1 protein-coding gene is annotated in these 2,867 nt (G+C 73.6%); it reads right to left on the bottom strand.

Going from position 1 to position 2,867, the window contains the following annotated elements:
- A partial coding sequence (locus A7A76_RS04715) for a type I polyketide synthase (protein WP_206410110.1) occupies positions 1–2,867 on the bottom strand: 2,867 nt, incomplete at both ends.

Here is a 2,867-nt window from a genome sequence, read left to right as displayed (position 1 = left end):
GCGCCCAGCGGCAGCGGCGTGGAGGTTTGCGCCGGCGCGGCAACGCCGGCGCCGGCCGCGACCGGCTCGGCGACGGCCGCCGCAGCGTTCGCAGGCGTGCCGACATCCGGAGCCGGAGCCGTCGCAGCCTCCGGCTCGGACACCACCCGCGCGCTGAGGCCTGCGATGTCGACCGCGACCCGGCCGCGCTCGTCGAGGATGCGCACATCGAGCTTGCTGACCGCGGCGGAACTGCCGGCGGCGATGCGCACCACAGCCCAGGCGCGCTCGCCCGGCGCCTGCAGGATGCGCACCCGGTCGATGCTGAAAGGCAGGGTCTGCTCGAGTTCGCCGTCGTCCAGGCCGCCCTCGCCCAGGCCCAGGCCGAGCGAGGCCTGCAGCGCCGAGTCGAGCAAGCCGGGGTGCAACACGAAGCGCGCATCGCGCTCGGCGTTCGCCGGCAACTGCAGGCGTCCCAACGCGAAACGGCTGCCGTCGGCGGCGAGGCCCAGGCGGGTTTCGACCAGCGCGCGCAGCGACGGCCCGTAGCGGCAGCCGAGCCGGTCGAACAGCGCATAGCACTGCTCGCCGGTGGCCGCCGCGCCGGCGCATTGCGCGCGCAAGGCGTCGAGATCGAGGCGTTCGTCGCCGGCATCGGCGTCGATGCGCGAGGCCGTGCCTTCGCAATGCACGCAGTGGCCGCCATCGTCGCGCTCGCTGTAGACCTGGAACCGGCAGCGGCCGTCGGCGCGCTCGTCGACGCGCACGTGCACGGCGACCGGCTGCGCGCCGGCGACCAGCGGCCGCAGCCAGGCGACATCGTGCAGCGCCAGCGCCGTCGGCGCCGAACGCGTCGCCTGCGCCAGCGCGGCGCGGGCCATTTCCAGATAGGCCACGCCGGGCAGCAGGCGGGTTCCGCGCACCTGGTGATCGGCGAACACGAATTCGTCGCCGCGCAAGACCGTGCTGTAGCGGTGCTCGTGCAGGCCGGAGGTGTTGTGGTGCAGCAGCGGATGCAAGGTGGCGGCAGGCATGGGCGCGGTCGCAGGCTGCGCCGCGGGCAGCGGCCGGCGATGCCGTTTCGGCGCGAACGGATAGGTCGGCAGCGAGATCCGGCGCGCGTCGCGGTCGCGGTTCAGCGCGCTCCAGTCGATCTCGGCGCCGGCCATCCAGGCCGCGCCGATCTTGCTCCACTGGCCGCGCTCGGCCCAGTGCGGCAGCAGCTGGGCGAGTTCGTCGGCGTCGTAACCGGTCGCGGCCGGCGTGGTCGCATCGCCGGCGAGGAAAGCGCGCAGCCCGGCGCGCAGCTCCTCCAGGCTCGCCGCTTCCAGCGCGATCCGGCTGGCGAACGGCTCGCGTCCGAGCTGCAGGGTGCGGGCGATGTCGCCCAGATCGAGGCCGTCGTCGCCTTGCACGAACGCCAGCAGGTCGGCGGCGTACTGGCGCAGGCGCTCGGGATTGCGCGCCGACAGCGGCACCAGGCAGCGCTGGGCGGCGCGCGGCGCGCGCGGCGCGGCGCGGAACTGTTCCAGCAACGCGTGCGCATTGGTGCCGCCGATGCCGAACGAGCTGACCCCGGCGCGATGCGGCGCGTCCTGCGCCGGCAGCGGCCGCGCGGCGTCGACCACGTAGAACGGCGAGTTGGCGAAATCGATGGCGGGATTGGGCCGGGAATAATTCAGCGACGGCGGAATCTCGCCGTGATGCAGGCTCAGCGCGACCTTGATGCAGCCGGCCAGCCCGGCCGCGGTGTCGAGGTGGCCGATGTTGCTCTTGACCGAACCGATGCCGCAGAACTGCCGGCGTTGGGTGTGGCGCGCGAACGCCTGGCCCAGCGCGGCCAGTTCCAGCGGATCGCCGAGCCGGGTGGCGGTGCCGTGGGCTTCGATGTAACCGATGCTCTCCACGTCCACGCCGGTCGACGCCAGCACTTGCCCGACGACCTGGGCCTGGCCGCTGGCGCCGGGCGCGTAATAGCCGGCCTTGTCGGCGCCGTCGTTGTTGACCGCGGCGCCGCGCAGCAATGCGTAGATCGGGTCGCCGTCGGCGATGGCCTCGCGCGCGCGCTTGAGCAGCAGCACCGCCACGCCCTCGCCGCCGAGCATGCCGTCGGCGGCCGCGTCGAACGGGCGCAGGTGGCCGTCGCTGGAGAAATTCATGCCGCGCTCGGCGACGTAGCCCAGCGGTTCGCTCGCCGACAGCGCCGCCGCGCCGACCAGGGCGTGGCGCGAGTCGCCGGCGATCAGGCTGCGCCAGGCGGTGTGCAGCGCCACCAGCGAGGACGAGCAGTTGGTGTGCACGAACAGGCTGGGACCGCGCAGACCGAGCCGGTGCGAGATCAGGGTCGGGATCGAGCCGGGCTGGCTCCAGGCGGAAGCGACGTACTGCTTGGAGCTTTCGGTCAGCGTCCACGCCGTCGGCGCGGCGTCGGCGTGGTAGCCGGCGTTGGCGGCGGTCATGAACACGCCGGCGTCGGCGATCTCGGCGTTGCGGTAGCCCGCGTCCTCGACCGCTTTCCAGGCGTGCTGCAGCAACAGCCGCAACTGCGGATCCATCGCCTGCGCGTCCTGCGCCGAGACCTGGAAGAACTCGTGGTCGAAGCAATCCTTGTCGTCGATCGCCGCGCGCGCGGCGACCAGGCCGGGCTTGGCCAGCAGCGCTTCGGGCACGCCGGCGGCGCGCAGCGCCTGCGGATCGAGGAATTCGATGCTTTCGACCCCGCCGCGCAGGTTGTCCCAGAACTGGCGGTGATCGCGCGCGCCGGGCAGATGGCAGGACAGGCCGATGATCGCCGCGCAGTCGTCGATATAGGACGGCAGCGCGTCGGGCTGCGCGCGCGCCGGCGCGGACGCGGCGGGCGCCGGCACCGGATCGACCTCGGCGCGCGC

It is taken from the genome of Lysobacter enzymogenes (assembly GCF_017168095.1).
GTDB lineage: Bacteria > Pseudomonadota > Gammaproteobacteria > Xanthomonadales > Xanthomonadaceae > Lysobacter > Lysobacter enzymogenes_D.
This window is presented reverse-complemented; position numbering and strand designations above follow the sequence as displayed.